Consider the following 19479-nt stretch of genomic DNA (forward strand, 5'->3'; position numbering starts at 1 on the left):
GTAATTAATACAGTTTAGAAAGAGTGTTAGTAATTCAACAGAATCTTATAAAATATTTTTAACATGATCGAACAAGGGCGTTTGGACGCTCAAGGGAGACCGTATAATGAAAACCAAGGATATCATCCTCGCAACTGCCAAGGAAATGATTTCAGAGGTGGGTTTCCACAAAGCCACTACCGCTAATCTGGCAAAAATGGCTAATATTTCTGAGGGTACCATCTACAGACATTTTGAAAGCAAGGAAGATATACTGCTTCATATTCTGGATGCCCTTGAGGTGCAGTTTTCCTATTACATTGAGTCCATCCGGCAAAAGCTGGACCGGGATGAATGTACTATGGAAGAGATCATGACCGAGTATTTCACTTTTGTTGAAGCGAATGATGTCGACATGAAGATTATGCTCTCAACATACGGATTGCTGGATTCATCTAAAAGGTTGATGGCTGTATTTCTCAAAAATCTTGAATTGATTCTTGAAGATTGCATCAAGCTCGGCATTAAGAAAGGAGTTATTCACGATGTGTCTGTTGAAGAAAACGCCACCGTGGTAATGACCATTATCTTCGGCTTGACCAGAATGCAGCTTTACTGGCCAGACCGCAGGGATGTTCGCGCTGAAGCTGTTGAGTTCTGCCGTCGCAGTATTCTCAAATAAGCTTCATTCAGATATGATTTTTAAAGGCTGTCCTTAACCGGGCAGCCTTTTTTTATTGTCTTTCCTGAAAGATTGTTTGCCAAAAATAAATCCCCTGCCCGAAATTCAGGCAGGGGATTTTGGTTAACCGTGTGTTAGCGTCAGACTATTTGGATTCAGTCTGTGCGGCTATTTTCTTGTCCTGCTTGGCGAAGTACTTCTTGGTTTCAGATACAACAACCGGGGTCAGCATGAGCAGACCGATGAGGTTGGGGATCGCCATGAGACCGTTAAACGTATCGGAAAGGTTCCATACGAAGCTGAGCTTGGCGATGGCACCGACACCTACGAAGCAAATGAATACGAGGCGGTAAGGCAGTACTGCCTTGACGCCGAACAGGTATTCCATGGATTTTTCACCGTAGTAGCACCAGCCGAGGATGGTGGAGTAAGCGAAAAGGATCAGGCCGATGGTGACAATGTGTGCGCCGCCAGTCATACCCTGAGCAAATGCGATGGTGGTCAGTTCTGCGCCGGTGGTTCCGTTGGACCATGCGCCGGTGAGAATGAGTACCAGACCGGTCATGGTGCAGACAACGAGAGTATCGATGAAAGTCTGGGTCATGGAGACCAGAGCCTGAGTTACAGGTTCCTTGGTCTGTGCAGCAGCAGCAGCGATAGGAGCACTACCGAGACCGGATTCGTTAGAGAATACACCGCGGGCAACACCCATGCGGATAGCCAGCATTACGGTTGCACCTGCGAAACCGCCAACTGCGGAAGTGGGGTTGAAAGCCTGGTCAAAAATGAGAGCAAAAGCTGCGGGTACTTCTGCGATGTTGGAAAGAATGATGTACGCTGCGCCGGCCATGTAGAAAACGATCATGATGGGTACGAGCGTTCCGGTTACTTTACCGATTTTCTTGATGCCGCCGAGGATAACAGCAGCGGTCAGGATCATCAGCAGTCCGCCGGTGATGTAGGGGGAAACCCCATAAGTAGCTTCAACAGCGTCAGCAACGGAGTTGGACTGAACCATATTACCGATACCGAAAGCAGCGATGGAAGCGAAAATTGCGAAAAGAGTTCCCAACCAGGGCATGTTCAGGCCCTTGGAAATGTAGTACATGGGACCACCGCTCATTTCGCCGTTTTCGTCTACTTCTCTGTATTTAACAGCAAGAACGGCTTCCGCGTACTTGGTTGCCATGCCTACGAGACCGGTCATCCACATCCAGAACAGTGCGCCGGGACCACCGATTGCTACTGCGGTAGCAACACCTGCAATGTTACCGGTACCGACTGTTGCGGAAAGGGCGGTCATCAGGGCCTGAAAGTGGGTGATGTCGCCGGGTTCGTCAGTGTCTTCCTTGCGTTTGATGAGTGCAAGGTACAATGCGTAGAAAAGTTTAGTGAACTGGACACCGCGCAGAGCGAGGGTCAGCCAGAAGCCTGTACCGACCAGAAGAACCAGCATGGGCGGTCCCCATGCGAATGCACCGATCTTACCTACAATTGCGTCCAGTGAAGTCATGAAATCCATAAGTAATCCCTTGTTTTTTTTAGCACCAAATTTCTGCGAAATAATTGCACAAGTTCGCAGAATTACCCCTTTGCAAAATATTGTTCTGAGATACGTACATAAAACAGAAGGAATCGGCAAGAAAATTATTGCGTAATTTTTTTTACGTCAAAAAAAGAGTGCTTTTCCTGCGGAACGATGAAGGTTTTGCATTAAGTCTCTATGTTATTTGTGATGAATTGCAGTAGATCTCTGCGTTTTTATATTGTTGGGTTGTGGTTTTGTATAGAAAAGAATTCTTTCTTAAAATATAAAATATAATGTTTAGTCTTGCGTTTTGGTGAAAAATAGAGGGGGTATTTTGGTGAAAAAAGAATTTCGGTGTGTAGTTGATTTCGGATGTTTCCATTTTGAATAAAGGTCAGAATTTTCTCCTGCTATCTGTACGAAGTGATTCTTAGTACTCCAGATTGGTACGGCAGTTGCTTTAGTAAACTCCATATATGGCGTATGTTTTTGTAATTAAATGTTAATTACTTGTTCTTATGTGCAAGGTGAGTGATTAATTGCACTAATTTTGTGCAAATTGCACAAAAATGCACTTCGGAATTTGAGGCCGGATGTGCAAGGGAGAAAGGGAGATCGGTTTGGGAAAGAAAAGAAAGGGGAGAAAATCCTCAACCAAGGGGAGACAGTCCTCAAGCGGTAACGCGAAAAAAAGTAATATGATCATTGTGGTGATCGCGGCTTTGGCTGTGGGATTGTTTTTCGGCGGAGTCTTTATACCCGCATTAAAGGAGTCCTCAACTCCTCAGTCTACAGGTGGGGGAGTCAATTTTACCCAGCAGATTGAGGAAACAAAGAAGCTTCTTGAGTCGCAACCGGATTCTGTGAATCTGTGGACCAAGCTTGGAAATATGTATTTTGATACGGACCAGTATGCCAATGCAATTGAAGCATATAATAAATCCTTATCATTGAAGCCCGACAATGCACATGTGCTTACCGATCTGGGGGTAATGTTCCGCCGTAACGGTAATCCGCAAAAAGCTGTGGATACCTTTGATAAGGCGATACTTGCTGCGCCGAAGCATGAAACCGCGCGCCTTAATAAAGGGATAGTTCTTTATTACGATCTCGAAGATAAGGCCGGAGCCATTCAGACCTGGAATGGTCTGGTCCAGATGAATCCCGGAGCCAGAGCGCCCAGCGGAAAGCTGGTTAAGGATATGATCAGGGATCTTTCTTGATTTTTATAAGGAATGATCAAAGTAGCAATGCCGTACTGTAGAAGAACAGTACGGCATTGCTTTTATGACTTGTGTTTTACTTTGTAAGAAAGCCGGGTAGAGCCTTTTCAATCAGCATAGCGGCTTTTTCAATGCCACGTTCACTGCCGGGATGGAATTCCGTTATGCCCAGCCCGCAGATGTCCATTCTTTTTCCGACTTCTTCTATCATCTTAAGAAGATTACTGAAATGCAGTCCGGCGGAAGGCGACGGCTTACCGTGGGCAAAGCCGATGGGGTTCACCGCATCTACATCAAGATGGATATAGACCTTGCTGAATCCAGTCTCTTGAATCTGCTTAGCCAGCCATTCCGGGTTCCGTTCCAGTTCTTCGGGACCGAAAAAAGAGATCTTGCTGTTGATGATAAAGTCCAACTCCGGCGGGTCAAAAGTCCTAACCCCTGCGCAGAATATTTGTATAGGGTGCAGCGGAGTAAGCATTACTTCGGTTATTTCCGGTCCTGCATTGCCAAGAATAGCCGAAAGGGCCATGCCCTGAAAGCGGCCGGACTGCGAGGTTGTCGGGGTGTGCAGGTCCGGGTGGGCATCAAACCAGATCAGAGCCAGTTTTTGTCCATGTTTGCGGGACATCCATGATACCGGCCCCGTTTCAGTTCCGCAGTCTCCTCCCAGCAGGAGAATGCGATCCGGATTTTCCTGTTCAAGTATGGCGCATGCATTCTGCAATTGTTTAATTATTTCACTCTTGCCTGCCAAAGGGGCACCGGAGGTGATCTCCTTGAAAGGGGCTGTCTCCACTGTCTGAGGGGATGGGATTCCGGGAATTCCATCCGTCAGGGCAAATGCTCCTTCATATAGGGCTTCATTGTCGATGGAGCCCTGCCATTGCGGAAAAACAAGGGTGATGTCTTTCAATATTAATCTTCCGGCTTAAAGAATTTCAATCTCAGGGCGTTGCTGACTACAGTTACTGAGCTGAGGGACATAGCTGCCGCCGCAAACATGGGCGAAAGAGTCGGTCCTCCAAAAATATGCAGCAGCCCTGCGGCTACTGGAATCCCCAGCACGTTGAAGGCAAATGCCCAGAAAAGATTCTGCTTGATATTGCGCACTGTTGCCCGGCTTAGTGAGAGCGCAGTGAGTACTCCGCTCAAATTGCCTTTCATCAGTACTACGTCTCCTGATTCAATTGCGACATCAATTCCGGTGCCCATAGCAATGCCAAGGTCTGCTGACGCAAGGGCCGGGGCATCGTTGATCCCGTCTCCTATCATGGCAACCTTGCGGCCTTCAGCTTTTTCTTTGTTAACCACTTCCGCTTTGCGGTCAGGCATGACCTGCGCGACGACCCTGTCTATTCCGGCTTCATCTGCGATGGCGTGGGCCACTTTTTCATTATCCCCGGTAAGCATGACTGTCTGAACTCCGAGCTTATGGAGCTTGCTGATTGTCTGAGGGGTTTCCTTCTTGATGCGGTCGGCAATAGCCAGAATACCGGCCAGCTTGCCGTTCTTGGCGATGTAGAGCGGGCTTTGTCCTGATGCTGCAAAGCGCAGGGCTGCTTCATTGGCAACACTGTCGTCCAGTCCGCCGATGAAGTTTTGTTCAAGAAACTTCCTGTTACCCAACAGCATGGGCTGGCCTCCGGTTTCGGTATTGATACCAAGGCCGGATACCGCCTGAAAAGATGTTGTTTCCGGCAAGGGGGAGCCAATTTCTTCAGCTGCACGGACCACAGCCCTTGCCAGCGGATGTTCGGACTGCCTTTCCGCTGATCCGGCCAGCAAGATCAGTTCTTGCGGATTTTCTCCATCCACGGTGAAAGTCTCAGCTACTTCCGGTTTTCCGTAGGTCAGGGTTCCGGTTTTGTCGAAGATCATGGTTTCGATCTTTCCTGCGGTCTCAAGGGCTTCCCCGGATTTGACCAGCACACCCAGCTGCGCTCCGCGCCCGGTGCCGACCATGATTGCGGTGGGTGTTGCCAGTCCCATGGCGCAGGGGCAGGCAATGACCATTACGCTGATGAATATGCGCAGGGCAAAGGTAAAAGGTTCGTCGCTGAAAAAGAACCAGCCCAACGCGGCTGCAATGCCGATGGCCATGACTGTGGGTACAAAATAAAAGCTGACCGTGTCCGCAAGGCTGGAGATGGGGGCCTTGGAACCCTGCGCTTCCTGGACAAGGCGGATGATGCGTGAAAGCACGGTATTTTCGCCAACATTGGTGACCTGAACATTCAGTGCTCCGCCGCCGATGTTTACTGTTCCTCCGGCTACGTCATCACCTGTGCTTTTGGACACGGGCATGGATTCTCCGGTGAGCATCGATTCATCAATGTCGGAATGGCCATCAGCAACTTTGCCGTCGGCGGCTACGCGATCTCCGGGGCGGATGAGGATCAGGTCGCCGGGGCCGATTTCTTCCACCGGGGTGGGAATCTGTTCCCCGTTCTGCAACAGGATGGCCTGCGCCGGAGTCAGGTCCATGAGTTTTTCAATGGCTTCGGAAGTTCGCGAACGGGCGCGGGTTTCTTGGAATTTGCCGAGCAGAATCAGGGTAATGATAGTGGCTGCGGATTCAAAATATAAATCCATGGCCCGTGCAGGAGCATCAATTCCCAGCGCGATTTCAATGGTATTCCACAGGGAGTATACCACTGCCGCCGAGGTTCCCACGGCAATGAGCGAGTCCATGTTGGGTGCACCGCGCAGTAAATTCGGGAAACCCTGTAAATAAAAATTACGTCCGAACCAAAGTACCGGTCCGGTCAGAACCAGCTGAATCAGGGCAAAGCCCAGCGGTGAAGCGTGTGGGTTGATGGCATCAGGCAGGGGCATGCCGACCATGTGCCCCATGGTAATGATCAAAAGGGGGACGGTGAATGCAAGAGCGGCAAAGAGTCGACTCTTCATTTTTACCAATTTAGCTTCGTTTTCCGCTTTTCTCTTTTCAAAATTTTCTTTGGCATTATGAGCAGACTGGATTTGACCGGATTCAAATCCGGCATCAGCGATAATCTGCCTTATGGTGCGCAGTGATATTTCTGCCGGGTTGAAATTCAAGGTCGCGGTTTCAGAAGCAAGGCTGACCTGCGCGTTTATGATTCCTTCAGTTCCATTTAGTACCCGGTCCAGTCGCGAAGAGCAGGCGGAGCAAGCCATGCCGGAAACAGGTAAGGTCAATTCCGTGCCTTCAATTTTTTCTACGGCTTCAAATCCTGCCATTTTTACAGAAGAGATAATGTCGGCTGCGGAGACCTGTTCCGGGTCATAGTCCGCTGCCAGCGATTCCGCAGCAAGATTGACTGTTGCACTCTCTACGCCGTCCAGATTGCCGATGACCCTTTCCAGTCGTGCTGAGCAAGCGGAGCAGGTCATACCTTTAATTTCAAATGTGCTGTGCATAATATATCCTTGTTTGCCGGGAGTCGGGGATTGCATTGCCCGCATACATTACTTATAGCTAGTCCCGGCAGGTTATTTTAAAAAGTGATTTGAACAGATTTGATATTAAGAATCAACTTCTTTTGAGGTGGGACAATATGAAGGAACAAAAAGTAATACTTTCGGAAAAAGCCATGGCCCGTACTCTGGATCGTCTCGCATCAGAGATTACTGAGCGACGCGGGGATAGCGAAAATATAGCTATTATCGGTATTCAAAGGCGCGGTGCCGACCTTGCGGAGCGTTTGAAACTTATTCTGGATGAGAAGCTGGGTCGTAAAATACCTCTTGGTAAGCTGGATATCAACCTTTACCGTGACGACTGGACCAATCTGACTCGCCAGCCGAGCATCAACTGCACTGAGATTCCTTTTGATATTGAATCATCCTCCATTATTCTGGTGGATGATGTCCTTTTTTCCGGTCGCACAGTACGCGCCGCCCTTGAAGCTGTTCTTGATTTCGGGCGTCCGCGCCGAGTGGAGCTGTTGGTGCTGGTGGATCGCGGTCACCGTGAACTACCTATCCGGGCCGATTATGTGGGTAAGGAAGTGGTTACTTTTGAAGACCAGCATGTGAATGTTCTGGTCAAGGAAAGGGATGACGAAGACAAGGTTGTTCTGATCCGTTCCTGATTTTCTCTTCTCAGCTGCGGAGTGCATTGCGCCCGGAAGGTTTGAATTTTTTTATGCAAGAATGGAATCATGAATTTTCAGAAGATTGCTCTGTTATTCTGATCGGTATGGCTGGAGCCGGAAAGTCTACTCTGGCACCGCTTCTGGCTCAAAAGCTAGGTTGGGAGCACATTGATACCGATGCTGTAATTGAGAGTTATTACGGTCGTCCTTTACAGGACATTGTGGACCGTCTGGGTGTGCCGGAATTTCGCAAGGCCGAGGAGTATATTGTTTCCAGCCTTGGGGTTTTTCGTACAGTTGTTTCCACCGGGGGCAGCGTCATTTACGGGCCCAAAGGCATGGAAAGACTTAAAGGGCTCGGCCCGGTCATTTATCTGCGTATTTCAAGCGAAGCCTGCCTCAAACGTGTCGGCGGCGGGGAAAATCGCGGGCTGGCCATTGTTCCGGGCCAGACTTTGAAAAGCCTCTACGAGGAACGAATTCCCCTTTATGAACAGTATGCTGATTTTGCTGTTGATACGGACAATTGCTTACCGGAAGAATGTGCTGAGCAGATTCAGCAGTGGCTTAAGTCAAAAGAAGTTAAAAAAGTTAAGGATATATAATGAAAAAAATGACCAGACAGGCTGTGTTCCGCAAGCTTGACGCACTTTATGGGCGGATGGCCTCTGTTTATGCTGACACATCCGCCAAGATCGGTCTTTCCTGTGAGGGTTGTGAAGAAAACTGCTGCACCAGCTATTTTCAGCACCACACCTATGTGGAATGGACATATCTCTGGCAAGGCTTGAATAAACTTCCTGAAGATAAGCGTAATGAATATATCCGCCGTTCAGAAGATTACGTGCATAATACAAAGGCCATGTTGGATAACGGCATGCGTCCCAAGATAATGTGTCCGCTGAATGATGATGGTCTTTGCGGGGTTTACAAGCACAGACTGATGATCTGTCGCATGCACGGGGTGGTCAATACCCTGCGTCAGCCCAACGGACGTCAGCTTTCTTTTCCCGGTTGTTTCAAGTGTCAGGAACTGACTAAGGATATGGACAATGTGCCCGTGGTCGACCGTACTCCCCTTTACAAGGAACTTGTGGGGCTTGAAATGGGATTGCTCGGTAATAAAATCAGGACCTTGCCCAAGGTGGATCTGACCCTTGCTGAAATGATTGTCATGGGACCGCCGAATTTGAATGGCTAATTGCTTTCCATCCCTGCTGTGGCCATGAGGAAGGCTATGAAGTCATCAATGTTGTTTTTGCGGCATTTGATGTAGCGCATGGCGTATTCTTCAAAAGTTAACTCCGCTCCGTAAACATGGTAACGATGTTGCGGACTTCCGAATTCAAGGCCGATGAATTCGGCTATCTGCGGATGGATGGGCTGCTCAAAATCAGGAAAGGGTGCTGGGAATTTTTCCAAATCCTGTTTACTCAAACGGTCTATACCCAACTCTTCGAGCAGGGTGTTTGCGCTTAGGGTAAGCAGTTCTGCGCGGGGATGGTTGATGGTATTGAAAAGGGGCTGTTTCTTGTAATTCTCAAGAATATGGTCCACGTATTTGACCGGGGTTCGTGCTTCTTTGGTCCTTTCAATTTTTATGGACCGATCCGTTATTTCTGTGAAATCGTAGATCTTGGTCAACCTAGTGTTCATGAAAAGATGCAGAATCTGGGATTCACTGAGTTCTTTTCCAAGCAGGGAATCCAGAAATGTGTCCCGGTAATCGAATCCGGTTTTATTGGACCACAGTGGCCAGTAATGGATAAAAAGCATGCTTGGAAAAGCGATTGAGCGAGCTTTGTCTTGTAGCCGGGAAATGATTTTATCCGAGGCCAGTTCTGCCCAGCTTTTACCAAGGAGTGGCTGGTAGAGGAAAAGGTCGCACTCGGCGATGAGTTCCGGTGGGATGGATTCGCGGGTATAGTTGGTGAAGCGATGGATATCATATTTGGTGCTGAATTCTTCGTTCAGCAAAAGCAGTTCTTCTATCGGTTCGCCCTGACAATTGGCATGTAGGATACAGTTTTTCTTCATTTCGGGATGAACTCTAGCATACCCGTTTATGGTTTCTCAATACGACAAGGCCGTTAATATGAGGTTATGGTAGTGAATAAATTTTCCACAAAAGAGTTGCTGCGTCTTGTCGCAGCTGTGCAGCCTGTGGATACATCTCTTGATGAACAGGCTCGTGCTCATCTGGACAACCTGACCAAACCGCTTGGAAGTCTGGGCAGGCTGGAAGATCTTGCAGCGAAGATGTATGTGGCTTCCGGCGGAAATCCTCCGCAGGCTGACCCGGCCCGTATTTATGCAATTGCCGGGGATCACGGAGTCAACGAAGAGAATGTCAGTTATTTTCCGCAGGAAGTTACCCGTCAGATGGTGGAGAATTTTCTGGCCGGGGGCGCGGGGATAAACGTGTTGGCCCGTACTTCCGGGGTGGAGTTGATAGTGGTTGATGCCGGATGCAAGGGCGGACCTTTTCCGGAACATCCCAAGCTTATTCAGCGCAGGATCGGTTGCGGCACGGAAAATATTTCCAAAGGTCCGGCCATGGACGAGGATTGTTGTAGGCAGGCCATTGCTCTTGGGGTTGAACTTGCTGATGAAGCCTATGCGCAGGGTATCAAAGTTCTCGGCACCGGGGAGATGGGGGTTTCCAATACCACTCCGTCAACCGCTCTTTATTGTGCTTATTTTGATCTCGAACCTGCTGACATCACTGGTCCGGGAGGCGGCATTGATCCTGAAGGCGTTATCCGCAAGACAGAGGTTGTCCGTTCTGCTCTTGCTGCCAATGCTGAGGTTGTTCGGTCAGCTGATCCTTTTGCAATTCTTACTGCCCTTGGCGGGTATGAGATTGCCGCATTGGCCGGGTTGATCATCGGCGGGGCCAAGAATAAACAGATGGTTTGCATAGATGGATTCATCTCCACTGCCGCCTATGCTGCTGCCGTAAAGATCTGTCCGGCGGTGGGCGGATATTGCGTACTCAGCCATGCTTCCGCAGAACCGGGCTACGCAAAAGTCATCAAAGCCCTTGGACGCAGGCCGCTTTTGCATCTTGATATGCGGCTCGGGGAAGGGTCAGGTGCGGCACTGTCCATGTTCATGCTGCGCGCCGCCGCAAATATTTACAACGAAATGGCAACGTTCGACGATGCCGGAGTAGATGCAGGAGGTTAAGTCATGCCAAAAGAATTGGTAAAGACTGTTAAAGCAGCAGGTTGAGCAGCCAAGATCGCTCCGGGGGACCTGGAGCAGGTTTTGTGCGGCTTAGCCGTTGAGGATGAGCGTCTGCTGACCGGACTGGGGGGGAATGAAGATTCCGCCATAGTCTCTTTTCCTGCGGGCAAAGCACTGGTCCAGACCGTGGATTTTTTTACCCCGGTGGTTAATGATCCGTTTTGGTTCGGGCAGATTGCTGCGGCAAATTCCCTTTCCGATGTTTATGCCATGGGCGGCGAACCTTGGACCGCCATGAATATTGTCTGCTATCCCATGAAAGAAATGGGGCCGGAAATCCTGCGTGAAATCTTGAAGGGCGGCATGGATAAAATCCGTGAAGCCGGGGCAGTACTTGCCGGAGGGCATAGCGTCGAGGACGATGAAATTAAGTACGGTCTTTCGGTGACCGGAATGGTTGATCCTGACGGATTCGCTTCCAACAAAGGCTTGCGCGAGGGTGATCAACTACTGCTGACCAAGCCCCTTGGAACCGGGGTTTTGGCTACGGCTCTCAAAGCTGACTGGGACGGCGCTGAGCGGTTTGAAAAAGATGTCTATAAATGGGCATCCAAGCTGAATATTTCAGGCGGAAAAGTCATTCGTGAGTTGGGCCTCAAAGGGGCCACTGATGTGACCGGGTTCGGCCTTGGCGGGCATGTGCTGGAAATGGCTGATGCTTCCGGCGTGGCTGTGGAGATGTGGCTGGATAAGGTGCCGTTCATGGATGATGTTGTGGATCTGGCCTCCATGGGTATGATTCCGGCAGGAAGCTTTGCTAACCGTAACTATTGCAGTTCACAGGTTCAGACCACAGCAGATGCCGACAGCATCAAGACCGACCTTGTTTTCGATGCTCAGACATCCGGCGGGCTTATTTTGGCCGTGCCTGAAGACCAGTTGCAGCAGGCCAAAGATATGCTGCTGGAAGCTGGTGACCTTGCCGCCCATGTGGGGCAGGTAAAAGCCCATGAAAGTGGGATTGCCAGATTGCGGATTAAATAATTCTTTTTGTTTTGAAATACAAAAGGCGCAGGTTGTCGCGAACCTGCGCCTTTCATTTTTTATGAGGAGGAATTGGCGATTCCTTTTAGTGAAATTTTTTTACGCAGAACCTCGGCTGTTTGTAACTGCCTGAATAAGTTCCGCATTGGCATTGTATACAGGTGAAGAGGTAATCTTTACCAGTTCGCGGTGCATGTCGGGGTCCGCGAATGCCTTTCTCCGCAAGCGCTTGCGTTGCAGATTCTTCATTGAGTTTGCCAGATCGTCGTCCCTAACGGGAGGAGCCTGAGAAACCTTGTTGAGTTCGGGTGCGTTTGCCATTGTATACCTCCGTCCTTGGAAGTTATAAATGATGATGTTAATAGAGCATGAAACCTGTTTATATCTCTTATCGGACAACTGGAAGGTTACTTTAGAGGCTTAATGTAAAAAAGATAAATATATTAAAAAAGCCCGCATTCGACTTAGTCGAATGCGGGCTAGAAATTGTAGTCTGAGATTTAAATCAATCTTTCCAATTCCACCATTTTTCTAATTCAGGGTCTCGATTTTCGTTACCCACATAGTAGACCGCACATCTGAACACATACAGCATGCAGCGGTCCACATGGCAGCCTGCAAGCTCTTCAAGGCGTGCGTACATGTCATCCGGATTTTCGTCCTTGATTTCGTCAAGGGAACGATAACCCAGATTCCAGAGGTCCATGGCAATGGATTTACCTACTCCCGGAATTGTACGGAAGGATTTCAGGATTTCGGGATCAGCACTTTTCATAAACGCGATCGAGAATCTCTTTAGCTCCTGCGGCCAGCACTTCTTCGGCCAAAGCGAGGCCGATGTTCCATGCATCGTCAGCAGGGCCGCTCTTTTCCATACGGATGGGGCTGGAGCCGTCGATATCAGCAACGAATCCGGTCAGTTTGACCTGATCACCATCAAGCTGGGACCATGCTGCAATGGGGACCTGACAACCGCCGTCAAGGCCGGTCAGGAAGCCGCGTTCTGCATGTACCTGACGAGCTGTCATTCCGTCATGCAGAAATGCGAGGATATCCTGAATTTCAGTGTCCTCAATGCGGTACTCAATGCCCAGCGCGCCCTGTGCCACTGCGGGCAGGAAGGTCGGGGGGCCGAGGATTTCGCTTTTGGGAGCGGAAAGATTGAGCCTGTTCAGTCCGGCTGTGGCAACTACAATGGCGTCGAATTCACCATTGAGGAGTTTGCCTACACGGGTATCGAGATTTCCGCGCAGGGATTCGATTTTGAGATCATTACGCAGGGCCAGAACCTGAGACTGACGGCGCAGGCTGCTGGTGCCCACAACGGCTCCTGCGGGCAGGTCTTTGAGGGAATCGTATTTCACGGAAAGCAGGGTGTCGGTCTCTGCTTCGCGTGGGGGAATAACGCCAACTTCAAGGCCTTCGGGAAGTTCGGTGGGAACGTCCTTCATGCTGTGTACGGCGAGGTCTGCGCGACCATCGAGAAGTGCTTCTTCGATTTCTTTTACGAAAAGGCCCTTGCCGCCCACTTTTGCCAGCGGAACATCCAGAATCTTGTCGCCCTTGGTTTTGATCTTGAGCAGTTGAACATCAATTCCGGGATATTCTTCACGTAGAAGGTCGGAAATATGGTTGGCCTGCCAGAGGGCAAGTTTGCTGCCACGAGTTGCGATGGTAATTTTTCTCATTGTTCCGCCGTTATGTTTGAAATTTATTTTTTATTTAGCTGCCGCAGGAAGAGCAGTCGCCGCCGGAGCATCCGGCACAAGCACTGCTGGAAGAAGCCGCAGGAGCGGGAGCAGAACCCATATCACCCATATCAGGTGCTCCGCCACCTGTCTTAAACTTGCAGGCGGACATGAGTTTATCAGTTTTTTCAGACTTGCAGTGCGGGCAGGGAGGACATTCGTCGCGGTTGAAAACCAGCTCCTCGAATTCCTTGCCGCAGTCAGCGCATTTGTATTCGAAAATAGGCATTTATATTTACTCCGTGCTTTGAAATATCTATTGCGAGAAATTGCATAGCCCAAATTGTATTAGCAGGCAATGCTCAGACACCCTTCGGGGACCCTACTGGGGACTCTCCGAGGGCTTAAACCTAATAAGGCTTCGCCTGTTTGTGTGTTCGAGGGTCGCCTTAACACGCTATATGCGAAGCTAATTAAAAGGTTCTGAAAGGGATGGGGTCTGGGGAAGGGAAAACTCTTGCAAGAGTTTTCCCTTCCCCAGCCGCCGGAGGCATATTTTTACTTAGTCTTGGCAATAGGCCAGACTTCATCGATGCGTTCGATGGGGGTAATTTCGATTTTTGCCAGAAGTTCATCGGGAATATCTTCGAGATCCTTCTGATTCTGGGAAGGGATAAGTACCCGTTTCATTCCCAGAGATACGGCAGCGAGGATTTTTTCCTTGATACCGCCGACCGGAAGAACGCGTCCGCGCAGGGAGATTTCCCCGGTCATGGCCAGTTCCGGGTCAGTCGGGGTTCCGGTCAGTGCGGAAACAAGGGCGGTGACCAAGGTTACACCGGCAGACGGGCCGTCTTTTGGGGTTGCTCCGTCGGGAACGTGGATGTGCAGGTCCTGTTCTTCGTGGAACTTGGAACTGATGCCGTATTCATCTGCATGGCGGCGGGCAAAAGATACCGCAGCCTGTGCGGATTCCTTCATCACATCGCCGAGCTGTCCGGTCAGAAGCTGCTTGCCTTTACCGGGCATGGCTGAGACTTCAACATGCAGCACCGTACCGCCGACAGGAGTCCAGGCAAGGCCGAGGGCTACACCTGCGGGAAGCTCGCTTTCCTTTTCATCTTCAAGATGTTTGGGAATACCGAGATATTTGTGCAGGTTGTCAGCGGTCACTTCAAAGGGTCCTTTTTCGCCTTCTGCCTTCTTACGGGCCAGCTTGCGGCATACGGAACCCACTTCACGTTCAAGGTTACGAAGGCCGGCTTCACGGGTGTATTCCTTGATGATCTTACCGATGATTTCATCATCCATGATCATCTCGCCTTCTTTGAGGCCGTTTTCTGTGCACTGGCGTCCGAGGATGTAACGCTTGGCAATATTGATCTTGTCGTATTCTGTGTAGCCGGGAATGCGGATCAATTCCATACGGTCCAGCAGGGGCCGGGGGATAGAATCCAGTACGTTGGCAGTGCAGATGAACATGACCTTGGAAAGATCGTAAGGTACGTTCAGGTAATGGTCAGTGAACGAGTTGTTCTGTTCGGGGTCCAGTACTTCCAGCAGAGCTGAGGATGGATCACCGCGGAAATCAGAGCCGAGCTTGTCGATTTCATCAAGCATGATTACCGGGTTGCGGGTTCCGCACTGCTTAAGACCCTGAATGATACGTCCGGGCATGGAGCCTATGTAGGTGCGGCGATGCCCGCGAATCTCAGCTTCATCTCGCATACCGCCAAGGGACATGCGGTGAAATTTTCGCTTGAGGCTACGCGCGATAGAGCGGCCAAGCGAAGTTTTACCAACCCCCGGAGGGCCCACAAAGCAGAGGATGGGTCCTTTCATAGACGGGTTCAGTTTGCGTACACTTAAATATTCAAGGATGCGTTCCTTGACCTTCTCAAGGTCGTAATGATCTTCATCAAGGATTTTCTTGGCATCAATGATGTCAAGACGGTCGCGGGATTGTTTGGACCACGGAATCTCGATCATCCAGTCAAGGTAAGTGCGAATGACTGTTGCCTCAGATGCTTCGGGGTGCATGGCTTCAAGGCGACGCAGCTGTTTTTCCGCTTCCTTGCGCACATCTTTAGGCATCTTGGCTTTGGCGATGGCTGTGCGGATTTCTTCAGCTTCTTCGGCTTCGTCTGTGGATTCGCCAAGTTCTTTCTTTATGGCCTTGAGCTGTTCGCGCAGATAGAAATCTTTTTGGGCCTTGTCCATTCCTTCTTTGGCCATGGACTGGATCTTGTTCTGCATGGAAGCAACTTCCACTTCCTGTGTGAGCTGAGTGTTGACCAGATTCAACCGTTCAACAGGCTCTCCGCATTCAAGGATGGACTGAGCCACATCAACTTTCATACGCAGGTTTGAGGCGATCAGGTCGGCAAGGCGTCCCGGTTCGTCAACACTGTTGAGCACACTCATGATGTCAGCAGATGAGATGCCGCGCAGGGTCAGAATTTTTTCGCTTTGCTCACGGGAGGAGCGCACAAGTGCTTCCTGAGTGGCATCCATATCCCCGGATTCTGCTTCGGGGATGGCTTCAATTTCAGCGATATGGAAAGGCTCGGAGCCTATGAATCGCTTGATTCTGGCGCGGGAAACTCCCTGCACCAATACTTTCAAACGACCGTCAGGCATTTTGAGCATGCGCATGATCATGCACACTGTCCCGGTCAGGTAGAGATCTTCGTGTTCCGGATTTTCAACGCTCTCGTCTTTCTGGGTCACGACCATGACGTAGCGGTTGCTGGTCATAGCTGCTTCTACGGCATTGACGGATTTTTCACGGCCCACAAAAAGCGGAAGGATCATATAGTTGAAGACAACAATGTCCCGCACTGCCAGCACCGGAAGGGTGGTGGGGATGTCAATATGGGCATCATCGGGAATGCTGCCTGCGTCTTCCAGCAGGTCGGCGGCATCATGGAGCACGTTCAGCGGAGAAACCGGAGGTTTGTTCAGCCCCTGATCATTGCCTGCATCTGACTCAGGCTCCCGGTGTGCTTTTTTTTGAACTTCCGCTTTATCTTTTTTGTTCAGCTTAAGCGGTTTGATGGGTGATTTTTTTTTCTTCAACGCAAAATCCTTTAGTTCAGAAGTGGTTGTCTTGATCTATTTAAAAAGCATTAAATATCCGGCCCACAGCGGTCAGGCAGGGGCCGGATAGCTTGTCAGTTAGTTTTTACCAAAATAAATAAGAATTTATTTTGGGTAGTTTACACTAGCGGATCTCAAATCCCTTGTGCTCTGTATCGTAATCCATCCATTCGCACTTCACATCTGAAATCTGCGAAAGGGGAGGACCGACCAGCAGCCGGGTTCTCATTTCAGCGACTTTTGCTTCGTCGCCTTGCAGCAGTACTTCGACCTTGCCTTCATCGAGGTTGCGTACCCAACCGTTGAGGTTCAGCGCGACAGCCTGATCATTTACCCAGGCCCGGAAGAAAACACCTTGCACCTTGCCGGTAACAACACAATGATAGCTTCTGATCATAGGACCCTCCTTCTGAGTTGAGGTGAGCTACAAATATCCTGCTTCTTTGAAGCTGTGGAACCTGTCCGCAGTCACGATGACGTGATCCAGCAGACGTATTTCCATGTCCTGACAGAGAGCGGCTATTTCCATAGTTCTCTCCGTGTCCTCAGGAGATGGAGACGGGTCCCCGCCGGGATGGTTGTGGGTCAGAATCACTCCGCTGGCATTGTGGCGCAGAGCCAGTGCCACAATCTCTCGCGGGTATATTGCGGTCTTGTCCACAGTGCCTTCTGACAGCCTCTCCCAGCATATCACTTTGTTACGGTTGTTGACCAGTGCAATCCAGAATTCTTCCTTGGACAAATTACCGATTCGGGCCATGGCTGCCTGATAGACAACGTCCGGCGAAGAAATCGGTTCCTTGCCGTTCATGGGTTCTTCGGCAATTCTGGTCCAAAATTCACGCATAAGCGTAAAAAATATCAAAACCCCCGGTCCGATCCCCTTGAACTTTTTCAGCTGTTCTTCGGGTGCCCTGAAAACCCCGCCAAGTGAGCCGAATTCAGTCAGCAATTCCTTGGCAATGGGTTTGGTGTCCTGCCTTGGCAGCACCTGACCTAAGAGCAGTTCCAGTATTTCATAATCGGCAAGTCCGGCGGGATTCTTCCCAAGCCTTTCCTTAAGCCGCTGGCGGTGACCGTGGTAATGAGGTTTGTCCTTCATAATAAATAGTAAGTATGCTTTGGCAAGTAGTACAGTTAAAACCCGGTCCTGATTCAGATAAAAAGCTGAGATCGGTTACGAGATTATTTTTATGAGGAATAAACCGGATGCAGGTGCAAAGCAACCTGTTTAACGTTCAAAATGATGTAAAATAGGTCCAAAAACATAAAAACCGTGTAAAAATGAAGTTTTTACACGGTTTGAAAATTATAGAATACCTACATTAGCGTCTTCGCTGAGGGGGAGCAAAAAGAGAGGTAAGGGAAGCCACCAGCAGTTCAAATGCCTGTTCGGGTTTGCGCTGTCCGGTTTTGATGCCGATTTCAGCTTCCATGACAATGTCAAAGAGTCTGGCAATACGGGCCGGACCTAAACGTTGTGCAAGGCTCTGTTTTTGCTTCTTGACGAAAGGCGGCAAGCGGACTTCTGAATCTTCGCCATGAATCATCATCCACAGGGCGCGAGCCTCGCGGGTTAGTGATGCGGTGAGCATGAAGATCATGGAATCTTTTTCACTGTGGTTGGTCAGCACCCTGCGCCAGATTTCTACCGGATCACCGCCTTCAGACATGGAGCGCATGAAGGCAAAGAAATCCATCTCCTCAGAATGGGCGATGAGTGCGATATGTTCCATGAGTATCTTGCGGTCCGGTCCGGCGGCCAGTTCAAGTTTGTCCAGTTCCAGACGGGCGGCGCGGGCATCTTTGGGTAAGGCTTGCGAGAGGGCACTCAAAACCGGGCTATCAATGTGCAGGTCATTGCTTCTGGCCCGTTTGCCTACAAATCCGGAAATTGATTTTTGATCCAGACCTGCGGACTTCCAGAACCATTTCTGCTTTTCAGCAAATTTCCAGCATTGGCGTTTTTTGAGTACTGCCGGAACAGGTGGAGTTTTGCTTTTCCACTGACCTTCAAGGCAGATGAAAAGAAATGACGAGTCTGAAAGAGAAGCAACTGTCTTGTCTATATTTTTCCAGACCGCAACTTTAAGCTTGTGGGCGCGGCGTAGGATTACAACTTTGCTGGAGCCGAAAAGAGTCTGTAAAGTCAGGTCGTCCCAAAATTGCGGGGGCAGGTCTTCGTCTGCCCAGTATACTTTTTTCTCGTAATCCGTAGCCCCGTGCTTTTCCTGAAGCTCGTTAATGCTGGCGTGCAGCAGCTCTGCATCGGGGCAGATGAGAAACATGTATCCGGGTCTGGACATTATTTACCTTGGTATCGAAAATTATGCTTTGTAGGCCCCCGGCAGGGCTGCCGGAGGCTTTCAGGAAATATCTAGTAAGCCTGATTCATGCGGTCTACTAAGCGGCGGACCATGAGCTTGATGATCAGCTGCTTTGTTTCCTCTTCCTGACCGACATAGTAGGATTCGGTCACCTCAAGGGGACCTGAGTTCCAGATCAGGGCACCGTCTGTTGCGCTGGTGACTTTCATCTGAAGCTTGAGGGTCATGTCGTATTTCAGGGTGACGTCCTGATCACCGAGGATGCGGCTGCCGTCAGAAAGTTCAAGAATCCTGATATTGAAAAGTGCTTCCGCTTTGGATTTATCAGTCCAGACCAACTGACCGCGGCGTGTAATTTCATCACGCATCATGGAACGGAGTTTAGGCTCGAGCCAGCGTTCAAGAGTTGGGTTTTCAACTTTGGCAATAGCTACTTCACGGAATTGTTCGCCGACTCTGTTCGGTTCAGTCGCAGAGTTATGGTAGCCGCAGGCAGATACAGCAAAAACAACACAGAGAAGTAATATCAATTTCTGAATAGATTTCATAACAAACACAGTCCTATCTCCTTGTCTCAGCTTTAATAAACGAAGCGGCGAAGCCTTATTAAAAGGTTCTGAAGGGGATGGGGTCTGGGG

The 19479-nt window shown here is 49.7% G+C and carries 20 protein-coding genes; 7 read left to right on the plus strand and 13 right to left on the minus strand.

What is annotated here, in order from left to right:
- Positions 1 to 106: 106 nt before the first annotated feature.
- Positions 107 to 661 (plus strand): TetR/AcrR family transcriptional regulator, encoded by a 555-nt coding sequence (locus tag D0S45_06690; GenBank protein ID TIH17341.1) that lies wholly within the window; start codon positions 107 to 109, stop codon positions 659 to 661.
- A gap of 145 nt (positions 662 to 806) precedes the next feature.
- Here the strand turns inward: D0S45_06690 and D0S45_06695 are convergent, their stop codons facing one another.
- A complete protein-coding gene (locus D0S45_06695; GenBank protein TIH17342.1) occupies positions 807 to 2183 on the minus strand; it encodes a sodium:alanine symporter family protein in 1377 nt (458 codons plus the stop codon).
- A 761-nt stretch (positions 2184 to 2944) separates the two neighbouring features.
- Between D0S45_06695 and D0S45_06700 the strand changes: the two genes are divergently transcribed.
- Positions 2945 to 3412, plus strand: coding sequence for a tetratricopeptide repeat protein (locus tag D0S45_06700; protein TIH17479.1), 468 nt, complete (start codon positions 2945 to 2947; stop codon positions 3410 to 3412).
- 76 nt (positions 3413 to 3488) lie between these two features.
- On the opposite strand, the gene D0S45_06705 is transcribed toward D0S45_06700, so the two are convergent.
- Positions 3489 to 4328, minus strand: coding sequence for an arginase family protein (locus D0S45_06705; protein ID TIH17343.1), 840 nt, complete (start codon positions 4326 to 4328; stop codon positions 3489 to 3491).
- A gap of 2 nt (positions 4329 to 4330) precedes the next feature.
- Positions 4331 to 6817, minus strand: a complete 2487-nt coding sequence (locus tag D0S45_06710; GenBank protein TIH17344.1) for a copper-translocating P-type ATPase — start codon at positions 6815 to 6817, stop codon at positions 4331 to 4333.
- Positions 6818 to 6954: 137 nt separating this feature from the next.
- On the opposite strand from D0S45_06710, the gene pyrR reads away from it, so the two are divergent.
- Genes pyrR through D0S45_06725 form a run of 3 tightly spaced genes read left to right on the plus strand, consistent with a single transcriptional unit; the run spans position 6955 to position 8695 of the window.
- Positions 6955 to 7491: a bifunctional pyr operon transcriptional regulator/uracil phosphoribosyltransferase PyrR gene (pyrR, locus tag D0S45_06715; protein TIH17345.1), complete on the plus strand. Its 537-nt coding sequence runs from the start codon at positions 6955 to 6957 to the stop codon at positions 7489 to 7491.
- A gap of 53 nt (positions 7492 to 7544) precedes the next feature.
- Entirely contained in the window at positions 7545 to 8099 is a 555-nt protein-coding gene (locus D0S45_06720; protein ID TIH17480.1) for a shikimate kinase, read from the plus strand.
- The gene (locus D0S45_06725) at positions 8099 to 8695 is read left to right on the plus strand and encodes a hypothetical protein (GenBank protein TIH17346.1); all 597 of its coding nucleotides are present in this window, start codon (positions 8099 to 8101) and stop codon (positions 8693 to 8695) included. The genes D0S45_06720 and D0S45_06725 overlap by 1 nt, the downstream gene beginning before the upstream one ends.
- Here the strand turns inward: D0S45_06725 and D0S45_06730 are convergent.
- On the minus strand, positions 8692 to 9531 hold the full coding sequence (locus D0S45_06730) for a hypothetical protein (protein TIH17347.1): 840 nt from the start codon (positions 9529 to 9531) through the stop codon (positions 8692 to 8694). The genes D0S45_06725 and D0S45_06730 overlap by 4 nt on opposite strands.
- A gap of 66 nt (positions 9532 to 9597) precedes the next feature.
- Here D0S45_06730 and cobT point away from each other — a divergent pair, with 66 nt between their 5' ends.
- A complete protein-coding gene (cobT, locus tag D0S45_06735) occupies positions 9598 to 10683 on the plus strand; it encodes a nicotinate-nucleotide--dimethylbenzimidazole phosphoribosyltransferase (protein ID TIH17348.1) in 1086 nt (361 codons plus the stop codon).
- Between the two features lie 3 nt (positions 10684 to 10686).
- Positions 10687 to 11727: a selenide, water dikinase SelD gene (gene selD, locus D0S45_06740; GenBank protein TIH17349.1), complete on the plus strand. Its 1041-nt coding sequence runs from the start codon at positions 10687 to 10689 to the stop codon at positions 11725 to 11727.
- Positions 11728 to 11826: 99 nt separating this feature from the next.
- Here selD and D0S45_06745 read toward each other — a convergent pair whose 3' ends face one another.
- The 9 genes from D0S45_06745 to D0S45_06785 form a co-directional block, all read right to left on the minus strand.
- Entirely contained in the window at positions 11827 to 12048 is a 222-nt protein-coding gene (locus D0S45_06745) for a hypothetical protein (GenBank protein TIH17350.1), read from the minus strand.
- Positions 12049 to 12232: 184 nt separating this feature from the next.
- The gene (locus tag D0S45_06750) at positions 12233 to 12502 is read right to left on the minus strand and encodes a pathogenicity locus (protein TIH17351.1); all 270 of its coding nucleotides are present in this window, start codon (positions 12500 to 12502) and stop codon (positions 12233 to 12235) included.
- A complete protein-coding gene (locus D0S45_06755) occupies positions 12489 to 13415 on the minus strand; it encodes a hydroxymethylbilane synthase (protein TIH17352.1) in 927 nt (308 codons plus the stop codon). Before D0S45_06755 ends, D0S45_06750 begins: the two co-directional genes overlap by 14 nt.
- A gap of 34 nt (positions 13416 to 13449) precedes the next feature.
- The gene (locus D0S45_06760; protein ID TIH17353.1) at positions 13450 to 13704 is read right to left on the minus strand and encodes a zinc ribbon domain-containing protein; all 255 of its coding nucleotides are present in this window, start codon (positions 13702 to 13704) and stop codon (positions 13450 to 13452) included.
- Between the two features lie 269 nt (positions 13705 to 13973).
- Positions 13974 to 16493 (minus strand): endopeptidase La, encoded by a 2520-nt coding sequence (lon, locus tag D0S45_06765; GenBank protein ID TIH17354.1) that lies wholly within the window; start codon positions 16491 to 16493, stop codon positions 13974 to 13976.
- A 145-nt stretch (positions 16494 to 16638) separates the two neighbouring features.
- On the minus strand, positions 16639 to 16911 hold the full coding sequence (locus D0S45_06770; protein TIH17355.1) for an acylphosphatase: 273 nt from the start codon (positions 16909 to 16911) through the stop codon (positions 16639 to 16641).
- Between the two features lie 27 nt (positions 16912 to 16938).
- Complete coding sequence (gene radC, locus D0S45_06775; protein TIH17356.1) at positions 16939 to 17616, minus strand: DNA repair protein RadC; 678 nt, start codon at positions 17614 to 17616, stop codon at positions 16939 to 16941.
- A 223-nt stretch (positions 17617 to 17839) separates the two neighbouring features.
- On the minus strand, positions 17840 to 18820 hold the full coding sequence (locus D0S45_06780; GenBank protein ID TIH17357.1) for a DNA polymerase III subunit chi: 981 nt from the start codon (positions 18818 to 18820) through the stop codon (positions 17840 to 17842).
- Positions 18821 to 18891: 71 nt separating this feature from the next.
- A complete protein-coding gene (locus tag D0S45_06785; protein TIH17358.1) occupies positions 18892 to 19398 on the minus strand; it encodes a hypothetical protein in 507 nt (168 codons plus the stop codon).
- Between the last annotated feature and the right edge of the window lie 81 nt (positions 19399 to 19479).

The organism is Marinifilum sp. JC120 (assembly GCA_004923195.1).
Lineage (GTDB): Bacteria > Desulfobacterota > Desulfovibrionia > Desulfovibrionales > Desulfovibrionaceae > Maridesulfovibrio.

Bases quoted from the DNA above. Each gene is read 5' to 3' on its own strand.
- D0S45_06695 (TIH17342.1), bottom strand. From the start codon at position 2,183: ATGGATTTCATGACTTCACTGGACGCAATTGTAGGTAAGATCGGTGCA.
- D0S45_06755 (TIH17352.1), bottom strand. From the start codon at position 13,415: ATGAGAAAAATTACCATCGCAACTCGTGGCAGCAAACTTGCCCTCTGG.
- pyrR (TIH17345.1), top strand. From the start codon at position 6,955: ATGAAGGAACAAAAAGTAATACTTTCGGAAAAAGCCATGGCCCGTACT.
- D0S45_06710 (TIH17344.1), bottom strand. From the start codon at position 6,817: ATGCACAGCACATTTGAAATTAAAGGTATGACCTGCTCCGCTTGCTCA.
- D0S45_06745 (TIH17350.1), bottom strand. From the start codon at position 12,048: ATGGCAAACGCACCCGAACTCAACAAGGTTTCTCAGGCTCCTCCCGTT.
- D0S45_06770 (TIH17355.1), bottom strand. From the start codon at position 16,911: ATGATCAGAAGCTATCATTGTGTTGTTACCGGCAAGGTGCAAGGTGTT.
- radC (TIH17356.1), bottom strand. From the start codon at position 17,616: ATGAAGGACAAACCTCATTACCACGGTCACCGCCAGCGGCTTAAGGAA.
- D0S45_06730 (TIH17347.1), bottom strand. From the start codon at position 9,531: ATGAAGAAAAACTGTATCCTACATGCCAATTGTCAGGGCGAACCGATA.
- D0S45_06750 (TIH17351.1), bottom strand. From the start codon at position 12,502: ATGAAAAGTGCTGATCCCGAAATCCTGAAATCCTTCCGTACAATTCCG.
- D0S45_06690 (TIH17341.1), top strand. From the start codon at position 107: ATGAAAACCAAGGATATCATCCTCGCAACTGCCAAGGAAATGATTTCA.
- D0S45_06780 (TIH17357.1), bottom strand. From the start codon at position 18,820: ATGTCCAGACCCGGATACATGTTTCTCATCTGCCCCGATGCAGAGCTG.
- D0S45_06760 (TIH17353.1), bottom strand. From the start codon at position 13,704: ATGCCTATTTTCGAATACAAATGCGCTGACTGCGGCAAGGAATTCGAG.
- cobT (TIH17348.1), top strand. From the start codon at position 9,598: ATGGTAGTGAATAAATTTTCCACAAAAGAGTTGCTGCGTCTTGTCGCA.
- D0S45_06720 (TIH17480.1), top strand. From the start codon at position 7,545: ATGCAAGAATGGAATCATGAATTTTCAGAAGATTGCTCTGTTATTCTG.
- D0S45_06725 (TIH17346.1), top strand. From the start codon at position 8,099: ATGAAAAAAATGACCAGACAGGCTGTGTTCCGCAAGCTTGACGCACTT.